Source organism: Phycisphaerales bacterium, assembly GCA_035627955.1.
Taxonomy (GTDB): domain Bacteria; phylum Planctomycetota; class Phycisphaerae; order Phycisphaerales; family UBA1924; genus JAEYTB01.
In genome coordinates this window covers 275,389-294,335 of the sequence record DASPKU010000012.1, presented here as the reverse complement: position 1 = coordinate 294,335, position 18,947 = coordinate 275,389, and the positions used below count along the sequence as shown (strand labels likewise).

The window sequence follows — 18,947 nt, the reverse complement described above, 5'->3', positions numbered from 1 at the left end:
GGATCGGAGGAGGGATCGAGATCGATCCCTCGGATTCTCAGTTCCTCGCTCCGTGTTCTGCCTTTTCGATCTGCCGCTGGTGCAACCTCGACAACGTCAGCACCGACACCGTCGCGCCAATGAGGCACAGCGCAATGTCCTTCTGCGTGTCCCATATGTCGCCCTGCGTTCCCAGGAACGCGGCCGACCCTGCCTGGTCAATCTCCGCCACGGCCCATTCGACCAGCTCATACACGCCGCTGATGGCCGTGCAGATCGAGACCACCAGGAAGCCCAGCCACCCACGTCGCGCGACGACGCGGTTGCGCACCAACACCTCGCGGGCGATGATTGCCGGCGTGAAGCCCTGCACGAAGTGCCCAACGCGGTCGTAGTGGTTGCGCGAGAGGCCGAACGTGTCACGGGCCCAGTTCCCGACCGGGACCTCCGCGTAGGTGTAGTGGCCCCCGACAATCAGGATGGCCATGTGCGCGGCGATCAGCCAGTAGCACAGGGGCGTCAGCCGGAAGCGGCGGTAGGTGATCGCGAGCACGATGAGGCCGATCACCGCGGGCGAGACCTCGAGTGCCCACGTGGGGTAGTCGTGCGGCCGGATCCCCGACCACACGAGCAGCGCGAGCGTGGCCGCAAGGAGGCCCAGCGCCAGCCGGTGCACGGCTATGTCGGCAGGTACAGGGCTCATGCGTACCGCCCCCCCAGCGGCTCACGCAAAGGCCGCGGCCACAAGGACAACGCGAACAGCACCGCCAGCAGCGCCGACGGCGGCGAGTTCACGTACGCCACATCGAACGGCGTCACCAGCAGCATGCCCACCAGCGCAAACGCCGGCCCCGCGTCGTAGGTCCCCAGCTGCTCGCGCGTCAAACCCGCGAAGGCCCCGCGCGTCGCCATCCACGCGATGGCCGCGGCCAGCACCACGCCCACCACCCCCAGCGTCGCCCACGCGTGCAGCCACAGGTTGTGCGCCTGCGGCGCGGTGCGCACGCTCGCGGGATCAACGCCCTGCTCGCTCAGCCGCCGCTGCACCCACGTCCAGTAGCTGCCCGCGCCGTGCCCCAGCAGCGGCTTCTCAACTCCCATCTCCACCGCCCACTTCGCGAACTTGATGCGGGCGCCGGTGTCCGTCTCGTACTGCTCCTGCGTGAGGGCCGCCCGCACCTCCTGCACACCCTCGCGCCCGCGCCTCGCGATCGACTCGCCCGCGACCAGCCACCCGCCCGCGACGGCCACCGCCAGCACCACCCCCGCGATCGCCGCCGTCCGCAACGACCACCGGCGCGTCACCAGCGCCACCCCCGCGACCAGCACGATCAACGCCGCGCCCGCGATCCAGGCTCCCCGCGCCCCCGTCGCGATCATCCCCGCGACCGTCACGAGACCGCCCGCCAGCCCTGCCCATCGCGCCCAGCCCCGCCCCATCATGGCCGCGGGCAGATGCAGCCCCAACGCGGCCACGAACAGGTACCCGCACACCGTCGCGTGCCCCCACCAGCCCGCATTCCGCGGGTGCCACTCCTTGAACATCAGCCACTTGAGGTCCAGCGTGTGCCCCAGCCACAGCGCTAACTGCGACGCGTTCGTCGCCAGGAACCCCATGCACAACGCATAGATCACCGCCCGCCGGTGCCGCAGCAGCGGCCACGCCGCGAGCAGCGGGTACGCGAACCGCAGGCTCGCCAGTTCCCACACGCCCTTTTCCGGCTTGAGGGACCACAGCAGGCTCAGCCCCACCCAAGCCGCCCAGGCCGCGAGCAGCCAGACCAGCCGCTGTCGCACCCACCACCGCAGGACCGGCCAGACGACGTCCAGGCTGGTGAGGAAGGCGATCGCCAGCGGCACCCCGGCCAGTTCCACTACCGAGATCGGACCCACGCTCCCCGCCGCCCACACCGCCCCAGCGAGCACGTAAGCCCAGGCGAACCGCAGGGACCGCGGGTGGGACTCCATCCGGTCGAAGGCGGCCTCGACCCTTTCATCCCCGACAGCGACCCCTGGACGTCTCGTGTCACCCGGGGGGGCTGCATTAGGGCTGGGGGCCTGCGGATCCATGGTCCCATCATCCACCCGGGCGACCCCGACCGCAACCCGAGTGGCCTGCAACCCCTGCGCAACCCAGGCCACCCGCCCGAACCATTCCCCCCTTCAGAGCGTCTGATTCGGGGTCGGCGGTGTCCGATCTATAGAGAGGCCGCACCGAAACCGGCCCGGGGCGGTACCCTATGAAGGTCCCCGGGGTCCGCAGGAGCCAGTCATGAACGAGGTCCGCCGCGTTGTCCGCCGTGCCGCCTGGAGGCTGTGGCTCCAGGACGTGTTCCAGACGCTGGCCGTCACCACGACCATCTCGGTCACGGCCATCCTGCTGGCCCGCGCGACGCAGCAGGTCTTCGGCCTGTCGCAGCAGTTCGCCCCGTGGTGGAAGTGGGGATTCATCGGCGCGGGCGCGTTCGCGATCGTCGGCGCGTTCACGTGGGCGGCGATCCGCCGCCGCAAGGCGCTGAAGGTCGCGGTCGAGCTCGATGAGCGGGCAGGCCTGCGCGAGTCCCTCAGCACCGCCCTGACGATCCAGAAGAACGACGACCCCTGGTCCCGCGCCGTGGTCGACACCGCGGAGGACAACGCCAAGCGCGTTGACGTGAAGCGGGCGATCCCGTTCCACACCCCGCCGCTGTGGCCCGTGCCCATCGCCACCGCCGCCGCGGCCCTCCTCGTGTGGTTCTTCCTCCCCAGCTTCGACCTGCTCGGCCACGACAAGAAGGCCGCGGCCGAGGAGAAGAAGCGCGAGCAGGTCACGCTCGTGAAAGCCGAGATCGAGAACAAGGACAAGGTCCTGAAGGACATGCTCGCCAAGGCCAAGGTCGGCTTCGTCGAGGACAAGACCGACCTGATGGCCCCCGAAAAGAAGCCCGAGCTCAACGACCCCGAGGCGATCAAGCGCGCCGCGGTGAAGAAGCTCACCGACCTCAGCAACAAGCTCGAGGCACAGAAGAGCGGCGAGAAGGGCGCTCAGGCCGACGCCATCAAAGAGGCCATGAAGCAGCTCAAGCAGCCCGGCCCCGGGCCGCTGGATGAGTTCAGCAAGGCCCTCGCCCGCGGCGACTTCAACAAGGCCCAGGAGCAGCTCGCCGAGCTCACCAAGCAGATGAACGAGGGCGGCATGGACAAGGACAAGGCCGAGCTCACCAAGCAGCAGCTTGAGAACCTCGCCAAGCAGATGGAGCAGATCGCCCAGCAGCAGAAGGACATCGAGAAGAAGCTCGAGCAGCAGGGCCTGGACAAGAAGTCCGCCAGCGAGCTCGCCAAGGCCGCGGCCAACAGCCCAGAGGCCATGCAGAAGGCCCTCGAGCAGGCCAAGAACCTCAGCGAAGCGCAGAAGAAGAAGCTGATGGAGATGGCCAAGGCCATGAGCCAGTGCCAGGGCCAGTGCCAGAACATGGCGCAGGCCATGAGCCAGGCCGCGCAGGGCATGTCGCAGGAAGGTCTCTCGCAGGAGGGCCTGGAGGGCATGGAGGCGCTCGCGCAGGAGCTCTCCGAGGCCGAGATGCTCTCGGAGGACATGGAGAACCTCTCGGCCGCGCTCGGCGAGTGCAAGAACCAGCTCAAGGAGCTCGGCGAGTCGCTCGGCCAGTGCGAGGGCGAGAGCGAGTGCGAGAACGGCGGCCAGGGCAAGTGGCGCGCCGGCAACACCAACAAGCAGGGCAGCGGCTCGGGCGGCCCCGGCAACAGCCAGGGCGGCTTCAGCCCCGATGCCGAGGCCGCGGACTTCACCCTCGAAAAGAAGAAGGCCAAGGTCAACACCACCTCGGGCCCGATCATCGGCACGCGCCTGGTCAACGGCCCGCAGGTGAAGGGCGAGTCGGTCGCCGAGTTCTCCGCCGCCGTCGCCGCGGGCGCCCAGGAGACCGCCGAGGCCATGGAAACCCAGCAGATCCCCCGCGAGATGCAGGATGTGGTCAAGCAGTACTTCGGCCGCCTGGAAGCGAAGGTGAAGGCCGCACAACCTGCTCCGCCGGCGACGGATGCCGCTTCGAAGAAGTAATGCGCGAACGTCTTTACCGCGACGCCTCAGGCCACCTCACGCTCGATCTGGACCGGGATTATCCCCGTCAAGATGTAGACATTGCAGCAGTGAAAGCTGTCCTGGAGGCGTGCTTCGAAGCACAGTTTGGCAGGCCTTGGGAGGACGTCCTCGGTGATATGGCGGCCCAACAATTTAACTGTGGCTCCAACAAGTTCGAGCTCTTCTGGGACCACTGGTTGGGGCTCAGGATCGTTTCCCTCCGACTTCAAGGCGACACGCTGCTGACCGAGATGGCGAGATACTTCGAAGCGAAACCTCCCCCGCTGAAGCCGGCACCACCCTAGTTTGTGCCACATGGATGAAACTGCCTTTCCGGGCACTGGCGAATCTCGTTCTTACAGTTCACCGTGCCCGACGACCCGTCCCTCCCAACCCCGGATGCCGAGGGCTTCCTGCCCGCCGACACGCCCCCGCCGTGGGGGACCGAGAGCACCGACGCGCGCCTGGCCCGCCTGCTGAAGAAGGCCCGCAACCTGCCGCCGCACCCGGGCGTGTACCTCATGAAGGACCACAAGGGCGTGGTGCTCTACGTCGGCAAGGCCGGCCGCCTGCCCGACCGTGTGTCGTCGTACTGGGTCCCGTCCGCAGACCTGGGGCACGTCAAGAGCCAGCTGCGCGAACTGGTGTGGGACTTTGAGTACCTCCAGTGCGAGACCGAGTGGGAAGCGCTGCTCACCGAGAACCGCCTCATCAAGGACATCCACCCGCGCTTCAACGTGCGGCTGGTGGATGACAAGACTTTTCCCTACCTCGCGGTGACCACCCGCGAGGACTTCCCCCGCGTGTTCGTGACGCGCAACCCCTCGGACCCCGAGATCCGGGGTGCACGCATCTACGGACCCTTCACCAACGCCGGAGCGCTCCGCGAGGCCATCCAGTACCTCCAGCGCGGCTTCAAGTTCCGCACCTGCAAGCTCGACATTGTCGACGGCGACCCCCGCAACAAGTTCTTCCGCCCCTGCCTGCTCTACAACATCAACCAGTGCACCGCGCCCTGCGCCGACAAGATCACCAAGGACGCCTACCGCGCCGACGTGGACCGCTTTTGCCGCTTCCTGGAAAGCAAGCGCAGCGTCATGCTCCGCGAGATGCGGGCCGAGATGCAGGCGGCCAGCGAGCGCATGGAGTACGAGAAGGCCGCGGCTATCCGCGACCAGATCCGCGCCATCGAGAAGCTCGAGGAGCGCGCCGACCGCGATGACAACTGGCAGCCCGAGACGGAGAACCTGATCCTGGAGCCCGACAAGGCCGTGAAGAGCCTGCAGCGCACGCTCGGGATGGAGGTCGCCCCGCGCGTGATTGAGTGCATCGACATCGCCCACCTCCGCGGCGGCGAGACCGTGGGCAGCAAGGTCTGCTTCATCGACGGCCGCCCCTTCAAGGGCGAGTACCGCCGCTACCGCATCAAGAGCGTCGAGGGCGGCAACGACGATTACGCCAGCATCCGCGAGGTCGTGAGCCGCCGCTACGGCGAGGCCGGCAGCGGCCAGGAGCTCTACCCCGACCTCATCATCATCGACGGCGGCCTGGGCCAGCTGCACGCCGCGCTCGAGGTCTTCGACCACCTTGACGTCAAGCCGCCCATGGTGATCTCGCTCGCGAAGAAGGAAGAGCTCATCTTCGTGCAGCAGAAGACCGAGCCCATCCGCCTGGGGCGCGACAACCCCGGCCTGCGCCTCTGCCAGGCCCTCCGCGACGAGGCGCACAGGTTTGCGCAGCACTACCATCACGTGCTGCGGCGGAAGAAGACGCTGGAAGAGGACTGACGCGGCGGGGATTCAGCCATGGGGGACCAGCCCGGCGGCGAACGCGTGGAGTGGTCGGGGCGGCTATGGCCGATGGTGTGGCCGTGCCTGCTCGTGGTGGGGGGGTTCAGCGCGATGTTCGCGTTAGGGATCGAGCGTGACCGGCCCGCGGGCGCCGATGCGGCCCCGGGCCTTCTCTTCGCTGTCCTGTTTCCTTTCTGCACGATCGGTCTGCTGCTTGCGGGCGCCATTGCGTTGACGGCCCGGTACGTCGCAGCGACGGCGCATGAACTGGTCATTCGCACGTGGGTGGGGCGCCCCCGCCGGTTGGCGCGTGCGGAGGTGCTCGGGATTCGCTTCAGCCGCAGCAAGGTTAGGGGCAAGCCCCGCATCTCTCACCTGTACGTCCTTCAAGCGCAGGGGCTGACCTCGTGGTTCGCACCGCCGGAGTGGACGCGAGACCAGGCGTTCACAGGCACCCTCGAGCGGCTCTTCGGGCCCATCCCCGGCATTCGAGCGTTCGATGAGGCCGTGCAATCGGCGAGCGCGCCCTTCGACGCACGGACTCACGTCGCGCTCTTCCCTGCGATACCAAAATCACGCCCCCTCGTCTGCCTCGAGTGGGCATGCGTGGCCGCTACATCGGCCGTGCTGATCTCCGTGGCGCCTCTGATCGCGATGCTCACGGACCCCGACCTTCGCTGGGACGGCCCTTCGTTCCAGCTTGCAATGACGTTCGTCCCGCTGCTCATGTGCATCGCGTTTGCCGTCGGGCTCCTGAAGACCTTCGACCTCCTCCGTGGCGGCGAACTCCGCGCCATCGCGATCGCACCCGACGGCCTCCGCCTCCAGCGGCGGTGGAGGACGCGTCTGATCCCCGCGGAGCGGATCGCGGGCATCAGCTACTCGCACCCGCTGACCGCCGATCTGCAGCACGGGACCGCGACGGTTCACCTCCGGTACGGACGCTGGGCGGCCATCTCGCTTTTGTTCCACGAGCGCAACTTCGACGCGCCCCCCGCCGCTCTGACCCACGCGCTCGTGAGGCGGTTCGGAATGTACGAGCCGCCGCAAGGTGGAGTGTCAGCCCTACTGCCTCTTCGAGGCGTCAGAACCACACTTCCTCCCGGCTCCGAACCCGCATAGCGGGTGCCTTGTAGTAGCCCAGGGTGGAGCGAGTCTTCGAGCGGAACCCTGGGTGTGCAGGCGGCCAAAGTGGAGCCCCGCAGGGGCGGCCCTCATTCATCATCGAACAGGTATTGCGTCTCATACGGCAGGTTGTGCAGGTCCAACAGCTGTACGTACTCGTCCTCGAAGCGCATCGCCCCGTGGCGCGATTTCTGGTCATCGATGTACCCCCGCACCTTTGGCGAGACGGATTCGCTCACGGAGAAGATCGCGTAACCACCCTGCCACGCGAACCGCCGGTGATCCGCGAACGTCTCGTGAATGAACCTCGACGAGTTCGCCTTGATGGCCCGCACGGAGTTCGATGGCGCCACCGTCGGTTTGAGGGATAGCAGCAGGTGCACGTGATCGGGCATGCCGTTCATGCAGAGGATCCGCCCGCCTTCTGACTGCGCCACTGTTGCGCAGTAGGAGAACAGGCGCTGCTCCATTTCGGGTTGGATCCATGGATCGCGGTTCTTCGTCGAAAAGACGAGGTGCGAGAGCAATGAGGAGAACGTGTGCCCCATTCGCGGAGGATACATCACCGCATGAGCGCCAACATAGTGAAGGGCCGCCCCTCCGGGGCTCGGCTGCTGCGCTCCGGAACCCAGGGTTCCGCTCGAGGACTCGCTCCACCCTGGGCTATTGCAAGCCACCCGCTCCGCGGGTTCCGGAGACCGTGGCAACCTGCGCCAGTTCACCATCGACAACCCCGCCCCGACTCGCTATACCGGATGCATGCGCCGCACCCTCCTTGCCGTGCTGATCCCTGTCCTGGCCCTGCTTCTCGCCCCGCCCGCCTTCGCCCAGGACACCGCCGCACCTACGGCGCGAGATGCCAAGGTCGCGTTCCTCAAAGAGGCCGCAGTCCCCATCCGCACCATCGAACCCGCCGACGAGGACTTCGCCGACCTCGAGCCGCTCATCCCGCTCATCGGCAACGCCCGCGTCGTGCTGCTCGGCGAGCAAACCCACGGCGACGGCGCGTGCTTCCTCGCCAAGTCGCGCCTCATCAAGTTCCTCCACCAGAAGATGGGCTTTGACGTGCTCGCGTTCGAGTCGGGCATGTTCGACATGGCATGGGTCGACGAGGGCATGCGCAACAACGCCCCGCTCTCGGAGGCCCACCAGCGCGGCCTGTTCGGCATCTGGGCCGCGTCGGAGCAGTGCCGCGAGCTGCTCGAGTACGTGCGCGACAGCAACCGCACCGAGCGTCCGGTCGAGCTCGCCGGCTTCGACAGCCAGTTCTCTTCGCACAACGCCCGCGACGACTTCCCCCGCGCGGTCGAGGTGTTCTTCCGCAAGGCGGGACCCGACATCCTGCCCACCGAGCAGCGCGACGCGGTGAAGAACCTCAGCAAGTGGCTCGCCGAGTACGACGAGGGCCCCACCTCGCGCCCTACCGAGCAGATGAAGGCGGTCGAGGGCGTGATCAAGACCTTGGACGAGAAGCGAGAGATCCTGACCCGCGTGCACGCCCCCCGCGACATCGACTTCATGCGCCGCTGCCTCAAGAACCAGCTCGCCTTCACCGAGCAGCTGCGCATCCAGCGCGTCCGCTCGCGCGATGCGGGCAACATCCGCGACGCCGCCATGGGCGAGAACCTTGCCTGGCTCGCCGACGACTATTACAAGGGCCGCAAGGTCATCGTGTGGGCCGCGAGCTACCACAACATCTACGACGCCCCAAAGGCCGCGCTGAATGGCAACGCCGAGTTCTACGACAAGACCATCACCATGGGCCACACCGCCCGCAAACAGCTGGGCGACGCGATGTACAGCGTCATGTTCCTCGCCCACCACGGCAAAATCGGCCGCCCCTGGTCCGGCTCCAACCCGATCCAGAAGGCGCCCGCCGACACGCTTGATGCCATGCTCCACGAGGCGGGCTTGGGCTTCGCCTACCTCGATCTCAAAACGGCGAGTGGCAAGGCGGGCGGCGCCTGGCTCAAGGAGCCGCTCACCGCCCGCCCGCTGGGCTACGCCCCCTGCACCGCCAACTGGACCAAGCAGTGCGACGCGTTCTTCTTCACCGACGAGATGACGCCCAGCACCCTCCGCCGCGAGCCGAAGAAGCGGGTACCAAACACGGAGACACGGAGGGACGGAGAGGGGAAAGGCGAGGAGAACAAGGACGCGAAGGCGGAACACGAGCCAAGGCGGGAAGACCTGAACAAAGAAGATGATCACTGATCATCCTCCCTCAACGAACCATCCCGTCCGCTCAGTCACAATCCACTCACCTCCTCACCTCCTCACTCCCACACCCACTCACCCCCTCAACGATCACTCCAACAATCCTCCCCTCCCTGCTCTCCCTCCGTGCTCCCCGTGCCTCCGTGTTCGGTATTCCCGCCTTTTCCAGCGCCACATACACTGCACCCATGACCACCACCGACGGCATCCACTCCGTCCTCAACGAGGCCCGCACCTTCCCGCCTGGCCCCGCCACCTCCCACGGCTTCTCCAAGTGGCATGTGCCCAGCCTTGACGCCTACAAGCAGCTCCACGCCCGCTCCATCCGCGACCCCGAGGGCTTCTGGGCCGAGCAGGCGGCGATGCTCGACTGGTTCAGCCCCTGGTTGAAGGTGCTGGAGTGGAACCCGCCGGACGCGAAGTGGTTCCTCGGCGCCACGCTCAACGCCTGTTACAACTGCGTCGACCGGCACGTGAAGGCCGGGCACGGCGACGACGTCGGCCTCATCTGGGAGGGCGAGCCCGTCACGCCGCGCACGCAGCATCCTGCGCCCGATAGCCGCTACGCCCCCGACCCCGAGGTCCGCGAGCTCACCTACCGCGAGCTCAAGGAGCAGACCTCGCGCCTGGGCAGCATGCTCAAGCGGCTCGGCGTCAAGAAAGGCGATGTGGTCACGATCTACATGCCCATGGTGCCCGAGCTCGCCGTGGCCGTGCTCGCGTGCGCCCGCATCGGGGCCGTGCACTCGGTGATCTTCGGCGGCTTCGCGCCCCACGCGATCGTCGAGCGCGTCACCGACGCCTCCAGCAAGGTCATCATCACCGCCGACGGCGGCTACCGGCGCGGCGAGGTTGTCCCGCTCCTCAAGAACGTCACCGAGGCCTGCGCCGCTCTCAAGAACAATGGCAACGCCGTGCGCGACGTGATCGTGCTGGAGCGCACGCGCACCCGCGACGCCGCGACCATCAGCACCCTGAAGGCCAATGTCGCTCACGTGCACGATTACGAGGCCGGCGTCTGCGAAGCATCCCCCGACTGCCCCTGCGAGCCCATGGACAGCGAGGACATGCTGTTCCTGCTCTACACCAGCGGCAGCACCGGCAAGCCCAAGGGGATCATCCACACCACCGGCGGCTACCTGCTCTACACCGCGTACACCGCGAAGCTCGTGTTCAACCTCATCCCCGACGCGGGCCAGGTCTTCTGGTGCACCGCCGACGTCGGCTGGGTCACCGGCCACTCCTACGTGCTCTATGGCGTCATGGCCAACCGCGTGCCAACTCTGATGTACGAGGGCGCCCCCAACTTCCCCGCCCTGCCCGGCGGCGGGGGCGACCGCTTCTGGGACATCGTCGAGCGCCACAAGGTCACGCAGCTCTACACCGCGCCCACCGCAATCCGCACCTTCATGAAGTGGGGCGACGAGCACCCCGCCCGGCACGACCTCTCCTCGCTGCGCCTGCTCGGCACCGTGGGCGAGCCCATCAACCCCGAGGCGTGGATCTGGTACCACAAGCACATCGGGCGCGAGCGCTGCCCCGTCGTCGACACCTACTGGCAGACCGAGACCGGCGGGCACGTCATCACGCCGCTCCCCGGCGCGATCGCCACCAAGCCCGGCTCGTGCACGCTCCCCTTCCCCGGCATCGACGCCGCGATCGTCAACGAGCAGGGCCAGGAGCTCGGCCCCAACCAGGGTGGCCTGCTCGTCACCCGCAAGCCCTGGCCCGGCATGCTCCGTGGCGTCTTCGGCGACCGCGACCGCTACATCAAGGGCTACTGGTCCCGCATCAAGGACCCAACGACCGGCGAGCCGTACTACTTCTCCGCCGACGGCGCCCGTCGCGATGAGGACGGCTACTTCTGGGTCATGGGTAGGGTTGATGACGTCATTAACGTCAGCGGCCACCGCCTCGGGACCATGGAGGTGGAATCCGCCCTCGTGTCGCACCCCGCGGTCGCCGAGGCCGCGGTGGTTGGCATGCCGCACGACATGAAGGGCCAGGCGATCTGCGCCTTCGTCACGCTCAAGTCCACGTTCCTCAAGGAGGGCAAGCCCGACGACTCGCTGAAGAAGGAGCTCGGCGCCCATGTCGCGAAGGAGATCGGCGGCCTCGCCCGCCCCGATGTCATCCGCTTCACCGACGGCCTCCCCAAGACCCGCAGCGGCAAGATCATGCGCCGCCTGCTGCGGGACGTGGCCGCGGGGGTGGAGAAGATCACGCAGGACACCACCACGCTCGAGGACTTCAGCGTCGTCGCCAAGCTCCGTGCCGACGAGGAGTAACGGCAAACACCACGACGCCGGGACTGAGCTGCTCTGAGCGAAGTCCCGGGTTGGCGGCGACTCACCTCGACCAACCGTTTCACACCTCCCCGTTACCGGCGCGGTACGCTACCTCCAATGCCGAGACCTGCCCCGCTCCTCGCCGCCGCCGCGATCCTCACCCTGCTCCCCGGCTGCACCGCCCCCGTCATCACCGGCGTCGCCGCCGTCGCCGAGTACGGCACCAGCACCTTCAACAGCGGCGCCCTCGAGACCTACTACCCCAACCGCTTCTACGACACCGTCGTGGCCGTGCGCACCGCCATCTCGCAGCTCGGCCTGCGGCCGATCTCCGATGTCCCCGACGAAGGCAACGCGTTCGTCTACATCAAGGCCGTCGACGAGACCGACGCCGAGATCTGGTTCCGCATCCGGCGGCGTGGCGAGATGCTCACCATGGTCAGCATCCGCGTCGGGCTGCTGGGCGATGAGCCCTACGCCACCGCGCTCAGCAAGCACATCACCGCCCTGCTCGATCCCGACTCCAACCAGGCGACGCCCCCGCCCGACCTGCGAATCAGGAAGGGCGAGGAGCTGACGTCCGACCCGCACCGGCCGAAGGAGCGGGAGGGGCGCCGCCCGCCGGCCGCGCGACAGCCTCGATAAACACGTCCACCCCCATGCCCGGGTACACCGCGCCCTCCGGCGCGCCCGCCTCGAACACCACGTCGATCACCCGCGTGTCCACACGCTCGGTGTTGATGCCCAGCAGGTCGGTCTTCGGGCGGGCATAGGGCTCCACCCGCAGCAGCGTGAGCGGCACCTGCACCGGGGCCGCGCCGCGCGTCCGCGCCACCGCCCGCGGCGATCCACCCACCAGCGCGATGTCCTCCTCGTCCACCTGCGCCCGGATGTGCAGCTTCGAAAGATCTCCAAGGATCATCGCCGGGCGCAGCGTCTCGTTCGTGATGAACTCGCCCGGCTCCACCTCCCGCCGCAGCACCATGCCCGCCCGCGGCGCCCGCACCGTCAGCCGATCGATCAGCAGCTTCAGTGCCGCGACCTCCTGCTCCTGCACGCCCAGCGCCGCCTGCGCCACCACCAGGTCCGGCTGCCAGCCGCCCGCCTTTGCTCGAGCCAGGTTCGCCTGCGCTGTGACAAGCTCCGCCTGTGCCGCCTCGAGCGCGAAGCGTGCGGCCGAGAGGTCCCGCTCGCTGAGGGCGTTCCGCTGGAGCGCCTCCTGCGTCCGCTGGAGCGTGTCCTGCCGGTCGCGCACGATCGCCTCCGCGCGCGTGACCGCCGCCTCCAGCGGCGGCAGGTCCTCCGCCCGCGGCAGCGCCTCCCACCGCGCGATCTCGGCCTTGCCCGTGGCCACCGCCGCCTGCGCCCGCATCAGGTCAGCCTCCAGCCGACGCGTATCAAGCCGGAACAGCGGCGCACCCGCCTCCACGCGATCGCCCACCTGCACGAATACTTCCATCACCATCCCCGGCTCCGGCGGGAGAACCTCAACTTCGCGCCCGGCGGGCTCCACCAGCCCCAGCGCCGCCACCCCGTTGCTGAACGGGTTCACCGACGCCTCGCGTGCGAGCGGCACGACTGGCGGCTCCTGCTTGGCCGTGGACACCGCCCACACGCCCACCGCGAGCCCGACCGCCGAGAGGATGAACGTGATGTACTTCGCCATGCGCTAGGCTCCGAAAACAGTCCCGACATTGATCCGCAGCACCCGCCGCAAACTCAGCAGGCTCCCCACCCCGATCGTGAACAGCGTCGCGAAGAAGCTCCCCACCAGCAGCTGCCACGGGAAGTACGTCGCCAGGTCGCTCTCGATCTTCTGCGACATGATCGCGAACGCCCCCGCCACGCCCGCGCCGATGCCGTAGCCCACCACCGCGACCACCAGCGCCTGCACCAGCACCATCCCCACCAGCGCCCGCGTCTGCGTGCCCATCGCCCGCAGCACCGCGAAGTGCCGCAGGTTCTCCAGCGTGAACTGGTAGAACACCGACGCCGACAGCAGCACGCCCACCACAAACCCCAGCGTGATCGTGATCCCGAAGTTCACGCCGATCCCCGTCGCCGTCACAATGAACTCGATGCTCCGCTTCCTGAACTCCTGCGGTGTGAACGCGGCCACGTCCGCAATCCGGTTGATCTCCGCCTGCACCGTCGCCACGTCCGCATCCGGCTTCACCTTCACCAGGATGTAGCTCGTCCGCTTCCGCCCCACCGGCGAGTACTCCTGCGCCCGGTCGAACGTCGTGTACACGATCGCGTTGCTCTCAAAGCCGCGCTTGGCCTTGCAGAAGCCCACCACCAGCGCCCGCCGGTCGTTCATCTTCAGCACATCGCCGATCTCCGGGTTCCCCAGCATCGGCGCCGAGTTCTCGTCCACCATGATCGCGTCGGGGATCCACAGATCCTCGATCCGCCCGCGCGTGACGACCGCCGGCCGCCCCACCAGCGTGGTCCGCGGCACGCCCATCAGTTGCACGCGCTTGAAGTCCCCGTTCTTGAGCTCAACCACCGCCCACGCGTTGAAGAACGGCTCCGCCCACTCGACCCCCGGCACGCTCCGCACCCGCCCGACCTTCTGGTCGCTCAGCGAGCGGTACTCGGCCACCCACTTCGTGCCCGGGTCCGTCACCCACAGGTCCGGCTGCGTCACGTTCTGCAGCGGCCCCGTCGCCTGGTTCAGCAGCCCCATGAAGATCGCGCCCTGCTGGTTCATCAGCAGCGCGGCGAACGCCAGCCCAAGCACCAGCGTCAGGTACTTGGCCCGGTCTCCAAACAGCATGCGCAGGGCGACGTGGACCATAAAGGACCATGCAAGCCTAGGTCTTTACCATCGCAATTCCACGACGCCGCGACTGAGCCGCTCTCCCGATGCCGGGACTGAGCCGCCGCGGCGAAGTCCCGGGTTCGAAATCCAGCCGCGCGGGTGAATCCGAAGCGATCGCGTCAGCGACTCACGCCCCCCGCCGCTGCACCTCCACCACCCACGCCGGAGTCGCCCGCAGGTACGCCTCGACAACTTTGTGGCGCGAGAAGTAGTACAGCGCCAGCACCCCCTGCGTCAGCAGCGCCGACACCGCCACCCCGCAGTACACCAGCGTGCGGAGCGGCCGCTGGTCCTGCGCCGCCTCCAGCAGCCCGCCGTACCCGTTGGCCTCCAGCAGGTCCTTCACCGCAGGGTCCGTCAGGTACGGAGACGGTGCTGCCGGTGGCGGTGCATTGAAGAAGATCTGATAGAAGCAGGCCCCCCCAATGAGTCCCAGGATCAGCAGCTGGTTCCACCCCAGCAGCAGCGCCGCTTGCGGCTCGGCGCGCTTCAGCCGCGCCCGCCCCATGAACTCCACCGCCGCCAGCCCCGCGAGCATCACGCCCGCGACCGCCGACTCCACGCTCCAAAGCCCCAACAGCAGGCTGAACGCCGCCCCCGAGGCCAGGAAGCAGCCATCCACCATCGCCACCCGCCCCGCCCGCGCCACCTTTCGCCACCGCCTGCGGGCCTCGTCCAGCTCCCGCAGCTGCTCCGGCGTCAGCACCGGCGCGACCGGCCTCACCTCGTTGTGCACTTGGTTGGGCGCCGCGTCACTCACCGTGCTCCTCGCCCACACCCGCGGCCGCGCCCTCGTGCGAAGCCGGAGCCGCATAGTAGTCCCCGGCCACCGTCTCGTTGGTCGCGATGACCTCCACCCGCTGGTTGTTGCGGTCCAGCTGCGGATCGCTGGTGCGGCCCACGACCCGGTCCGCGCTCCCGCACAGCACCAGCCGCAGGTTCTCCCGCTTGAGCCCCGCCTCGATCAGCGCCAAAGCCACCACCTCAGCCCGCTCATGCGAGAGCTTCCAGCCCTTCACGCTGTCGCGCATCTCCTCGAAGGGGCTCACGTGCCCGCGCACCTCGATGATCCATCGCGTATCGCGCAGCTTCTCCGCGATCGCCGCGATCTTCTCCCGCTCCGTCGCGTTCAGCGCCGCCGAGCGGTCGTCGAACGAGACCGACACCGCCTCGCGCTTCCACTCGCCCGGCTTGATGTTCGCCACGTTCGCGTGCTTGCCGGGCAGCCCATCCTCCACGGCCTCCCCGCGCTTCTTCTTGTCCGTGATGTACTTGATGATCTTGGCGTCGTTGGGGTCCGTCGGGTCCCAGTGCGCGTTCTTGAACGCTTCGCGGATGGAGATGATCGTCTCCATCGCCATGTCCGGCCCGCCGCCGCCATTCGAATCCGGCACGCCGCCCTGCACCGGCGTGCTCTTGGGCCCCATGTTCATCGCCAGCAGGATCACGAAAAAGCCCATCAGCAGGGCCACGTTGTCGGCGAATGAAATCAGCCACTCGGGCGCACCCTCGTGCCCCTCCTCGTGCCCGCCGCCGCCGCCATGGCCGCCCCCGCCGTGCCCGCCGCCCCCGTGCGAGCCCGACCCGTGTTTCTCTTCGCTATGCGCCTCTTCCGCCATGAGCGTTCTCCCTCGTGGGGCCGTGTCAGGGCGTGCCTCAGGCCGCCAGCTTCATCTTGCTCCGCGTCGCGCTCGGGATGAACGCCAGCATCTTGTCGCTGGTCACCCGCGGGTTGTCGCCCGCCTGGATGCTCAGGATCGCCTGCAGCATCATCTCCCGCGCCAGCATCTCCTCCTGGCTGCGGCCCGCCAGCTTGTCGCCCATCGGCCCCGCGATCGCGTTCGCCAGGATCGCGCCGTACAGCGTCGCCACCACGGCCACAGCCAGCGCCCCGCCCAGCTTCCCGATGTCCGCGCTCGCCAGCTGCCCGAACATGCCCACCTGACCGATCAGCGTCCCCACCAGCCCGTACCCCGGGCCGTACAGCTTGAGCAGGTCGAAGAACTTCTTACCGGCTTTGTGCCGGTCCTGCATGGCCATCAGCTCCATGCGGCTGGTCGCCTCGATGATGTGCGGCTCGACGCCGTCGATCGCCATCTTCAGCCCCGCGGCTAGGAACGGGTCCTTCAGCTTGGGCATCTCGCTCTCGAGCGCCAGGATGCCGTCACGCCGCGCCTTCTCCGCCAGCCCCGACAGCAGCTTGATGGTCTCCACCGTCGACTCGGCCTTGTGGAACATGAACCGCCGGATGTACGCGGGGATCTGCTTCACCTTGTCCATGGGCATGGCCATGAACGTCACCGACACCGACCCCACGCCCACCATCAGGACGCCTTCGAGCGAGAAGAACATCATGAAGTGCCCGTGGGACACCTCGTAGAACACGAAGCCCATGGCGCCGAAGCCGATCAGGATGCCCAGCAGGCTGGCGATATCCACGCGTCACCTTCCCGTCTGAAGTGCCAACGTTCTCGGACGCTGCGTCCAGCGGTCCACGAGACAACATCGGCCACTCAAACCCGCGCCTGAACACCCGCGCAAGATCACGCAAGCCGGCTGTGCGGCCTATTCCGTCCCCGTTTTGCTCGGATGACTCACGCAGAGACGCAAAGGCGCAAAGAAAGCAACAGTCGCATTTCTTTCGTCCTGCCTTCCTGCCTTCTGGTCTTCCTGTCTTTCCCCGCGCCCCCGCGTCCTCCGCGAGAGAAATGCCTAGTCCACCTTCACGAACGTGTGCCGCGCCCGGTCCTTCACCACCCCCGGGAACGCCATCGCCCGCCCGTGGGCCACGCAGTACACCCCCGGCGGCAGCACCCCCGCCGCGAACACCGCCTCCGTCAGGTTCTGCAGCGCATCACTCCGCGTCATCTCGAACGGCCGCATCGCCCCCGTCAGCACCACCGGCGCCGGGCACGGCGACAGCTCCGCCGCCAGCCGTTCGCCCGTCACCGCCAGCGTGTCGGTCCCGTGCAGGATCACCACGCCCGTGGGCTTCGCGCTCGCCGCGATCGCGTTCCGCACCGCCGTGACGATGCATGCGCGGTCCTCATCGGTCATGAACAGGCTGTCCTTGCTCATCAGCTCCTGGCACGAGACGTGCGTGTCCTCCAGCCGCAGCCGCCGCAGCATCCGCCGCACGATCGACCGCCGGTTCTCCAGCGTCCCCGTGCCCTCGTCATAGGTCTTCTCGATCGTCCCGCCGGTGGTGATGAGTGTGATGTACCGCATGCATGTGCCACGATCATTTTTTCATGATCGTGCCTTCGACTCCTGGGTCGCTAAGTGTAGAACTTTGCAAAGTCCCCCCAGAACCCCGGGTACGTCTTCCCCACGCACTTTGGCCCCCGCACCCGCACGTTCGGCCGCCGCAGCCCGATGAGCGCCAGCGACATCGCCATGCGGTGGTCGTCGTACGTCTCGAACTCCACCGCCGCGGCAGTGGGGGAGCAGTCGATACCGCCCGCCGGCGGCGTGATCGTCATCGCGTCCGCGTCCCCCTGCACGGGCGTCTGCACGCTCACGCCCAGCTTGGTCAGCTCCGTCCGCACCGCGGCGATCCGGTCGCACTCCTTGATGTGCAGCGTCTTCAGCCCCCTCAGGATGCTCGTGCCGTTCGCGAAGCACGCCACGCTCGCCAGCGTCATCGCCGCGTCCGGCATGTCGCTCATGTCCGCCAGAATCGGCTGCAACTGCCGGACCCCCGCAACCTCGATCACCCCCGGCCCCCGCTGTACCCTTGCCCCCATCCGCCCCAGCACCTCCGGGAACAGCGAGTCGCCCTGCAAGGACCCCGAGTCCAGCCCGCGCACCGCGCACCGCGCCCCCGGCACCATCGCGGCCCCCGCCCAGAAGTACGTCGCCCCCGTCGCGTCGGGCTCCACCATGTACTCAAACCCCGGCAGCCCGCCGCCCCCGATGCGGATCACGTGCAGGTCCTCCGACACCCGCACGCTGGCGCCCACCCTCGCCAGCAGCCCCAGCGTCATCTGGATGTACGCCGCGCTCGTCACCGGCCCGGTCAGCCGCAGCGTCAGCCCCTTCGGCAACCACGCCCCGATCAGCAGCAGCGCCGAGATGAACTGGCTGGACTGGAAGCTCGCCACCTCCAGCGTGCTCACGCCCGCCCCGCCCGCCGGCGGCGTCACCCGCACCGGCGGGAACCCCGCGGCGTCCAGGTACTCCACCCCCGCACCCAGCCGCGTCAGCAGCTCCCCCAGTTCCCCGATCGGCCGCTCGCGCATCCGCGCGGTCCCGTCGATCGTCACCGGCCCCTCCGCCAGCATCGCCGCCGCGCTCAGAAACCGCACGCTCGTCCCCGAGTTCCCCAACGTCAGCGTCACGCCCGCGGCAGGCCAACGCCCCCCGACGCCCCGCACCCGCACCTCACCCTCGCGCTCCTCGATCGACGCCCCCAGCGCCACCAGCCCCGCCCGCATCACCTCCGCGTCCTCGCCCGCGATCAGCGCGTTCCGCAGCACCGACTCACCGTTAGCAAGCCCGGCCAGCAGCATCGCCCGGTTCGTCAGGCTCTTGGACCCCGGCGGCGTCACGGCGATATCAAACACCCGCGCCGGCCGCGGCAGGGCCAGCACCTCAGGCAGTTCACTCAGCATCGTGGGAAACGTGACCGCCACTCACCCCCCAGT

General features: G+C 68.1%; 17 protein-coding genes. 7 read left to right on the top strand and 10 right to left on the bottom strand.

Translation table 11 applies throughout. The features are described from left to right. Positions 1–37: 37 nt before the first annotated feature. A complete protein-coding gene (locus VD997_11050) occupies positions 38–682 on the bottom strand; it encodes a DUF2238 domain-containing protein (GenBank protein HYE62520.1) in 645 nt (214 codons plus the stop codon). Then, positions 679–1,854, bottom strand: a complete 1,176-nt coding sequence (locus VD997_11045; GenBank protein HYE62519.1) for an O-antigen ligase family protein — start codon at positions 1,852–1,854, stop codon at positions 679–681. The genes VD997_11050 and VD997_11045 overlap by 4 nt, the downstream gene beginning before the upstream one ends. A gap of 397 nt (positions 1,855–2,251) precedes the next feature. Here VD997_11045 and VD997_11040 point away from each other — a divergent pair, with 397 nt between their 5' ends. The 4 genes from VD997_11040 (at position 2,252) to VD997_11025 (ending at position 6,969) form a co-directional block, all read left to right on the top strand. Then, on the top strand, positions 2,252–4,036 hold the full coding sequence (locus VD997_11040; protein HYE62518.1) for a hypothetical protein: 1,785 nt from the start codon (positions 2,252–2,254) through the stop codon (positions 4,034–4,036). After that, on the top strand, positions 4,036–4,362 hold the full coding sequence (locus VD997_11035; GenBank protein HYE62517.1) for a hypothetical protein: 327 nt from the start codon (positions 4,036–4,038) through the stop codon (positions 4,360–4,362). Before VD997_11040 ends, VD997_11035 begins: the two co-directional genes overlap by 1 nt. Before the next feature lie 63 nt (positions 4,363–4,425). Beyond that, complete coding sequence (locus tag VD997_11030) at positions 4,426–5,844, top strand: excinuclease ABC subunit UvrC (protein HYE62516.1); 1,419 nt, start codon at positions 4,426–4,428, stop codon at positions 5,842–5,844. Positions 5,845–5,862: 18 nt separating this feature from the next. Continuing rightward, a complete protein-coding gene (locus VD997_11025; GenBank protein HYE62515.1) occupies positions 5,863–6,969 on the top strand; it encodes a hypothetical protein in 1,107 nt (368 codons plus the stop codon). 92 nt (positions 6,970–7,061) lie between these two features. On the opposite strand, the gene tnpA is transcribed toward VD997_11025, so the two are convergent. Then, positions 7,062–7,520 carry an IS200/IS605 family transposase gene (gene tnpA / locus VD997_11020; GenBank protein HYE62514.1) on the bottom strand — a complete coding sequence of 153 codons (459 nt, stop codon included), beginning with the start codon at positions 7,518–7,520 and terminating at the stop codon, positions 7,062–7,064. A 211-nt stretch (positions 7,521–7,731) separates the two neighbouring features. Between tnpA and VD997_11015 the strand changes: the two genes are divergently transcribed. From VD997_11015 to VD997_11005, 3 genes are all read left to right on the top strand, one after another. Next, positions 7,732–9,186 (top strand): erythromycin esterase family protein, encoded by a 1,455-nt coding sequence (locus tag VD997_11015; protein HYE62513.1) that lies wholly within the window; start codon positions 7,732–7,734, stop codon positions 9,184–9,186. Between the two features lie 191 nt (positions 9,187–9,377). Then, the gene (gene acs / locus VD997_11010) at positions 9,378–11,477 is read left to right on the top strand and encodes an acetate--CoA ligase (protein HYE62512.1); all 2,100 of its coding nucleotides are present in this window, start codon (positions 9,378–9,380) and stop codon (positions 11,475–11,477) included. Positions 11,478–11,594: 117 nt separating this feature from the next. After that, complete coding sequence (locus VD997_11005) at positions 11,595–12,122, top strand: DUF3568 family protein (protein HYE62511.1); 528 nt, start codon at positions 11,595–11,597, stop codon at positions 12,120–12,122. Here the strand turns inward: VD997_11005 and VD997_11000 are convergent. The 7 genes from VD997_11000 to aroA form a co-directional block, all read right to left on the bottom strand. Then, positions 12,034–13,143 (bottom strand): HlyD family efflux transporter periplasmic adaptor subunit, encoded by a 1,110-nt coding sequence (locus VD997_11000; protein ID HYE62510.1) that lies wholly within the window; start codon positions 13,141–13,143, stop codon positions 12,034–12,036. The two genes, VD997_11005 and VD997_11000, sit on opposite strands and share 89 nt — an antisense overlap. A gap of 3 nt (positions 13,144–13,146) precedes the next feature. Further along, complete coding sequence (locus VD997_10995; protein HYE62509.1) at positions 13,147–14,277, bottom strand: ABC transporter permease; 1,131 nt, start codon at positions 14,275–14,277, stop codon at positions 13,147–13,149. Between the two features lie 151 nt (positions 14,278–14,428). After that, positions 14,429–15,061 (bottom strand): hypothetical protein, encoded by a 633-nt coding sequence (locus VD997_10990; protein HYE62508.1) that lies wholly within the window; start codon positions 15,059–15,061, stop codon positions 14,429–14,431. After that, on the bottom strand, positions 15,054–15,920 hold the full coding sequence (locus VD997_10985) for an OmpA family protein (GenBank protein ID HYE62507.1): 867 nt from the start codon (positions 15,918–15,920) through the stop codon (positions 15,054–15,056). The genes VD997_10990 and VD997_10985 overlap by 8 nt, the downstream gene beginning before the upstream one ends. Positions 15,921–15,957: 37 nt before the next feature. Beyond that, entirely contained in the window at positions 15,958–16,740 is a 783-nt protein-coding gene (locus tag VD997_10980) for a MotA/TolQ/ExbB proton channel family protein (GenBank protein ID HYE62506.1), read from the bottom strand. 273 nt (positions 16,741–17,013) lie between these two features. Next, positions 17,014–17,529, bottom strand: a complete 516-nt coding sequence (locus VD997_10975; protein HYE62505.1) for an asparaginase domain-containing protein — start codon at positions 17,527–17,529, stop codon at positions 17,014–17,016. Between the two features lie 50 nt (positions 17,530–17,579). Then, positions 17,580–18,914 (bottom strand): 3-phosphoshikimate 1-carboxyvinyltransferase, encoded by a 1,335-nt coding sequence (gene aroA, locus VD997_10970; protein HYE62504.1) that lies wholly within the window; start codon positions 18,912–18,914, stop codon positions 17,580–17,582. Positions 18,915–18,947: the final 33 nt, after the last annotated feature.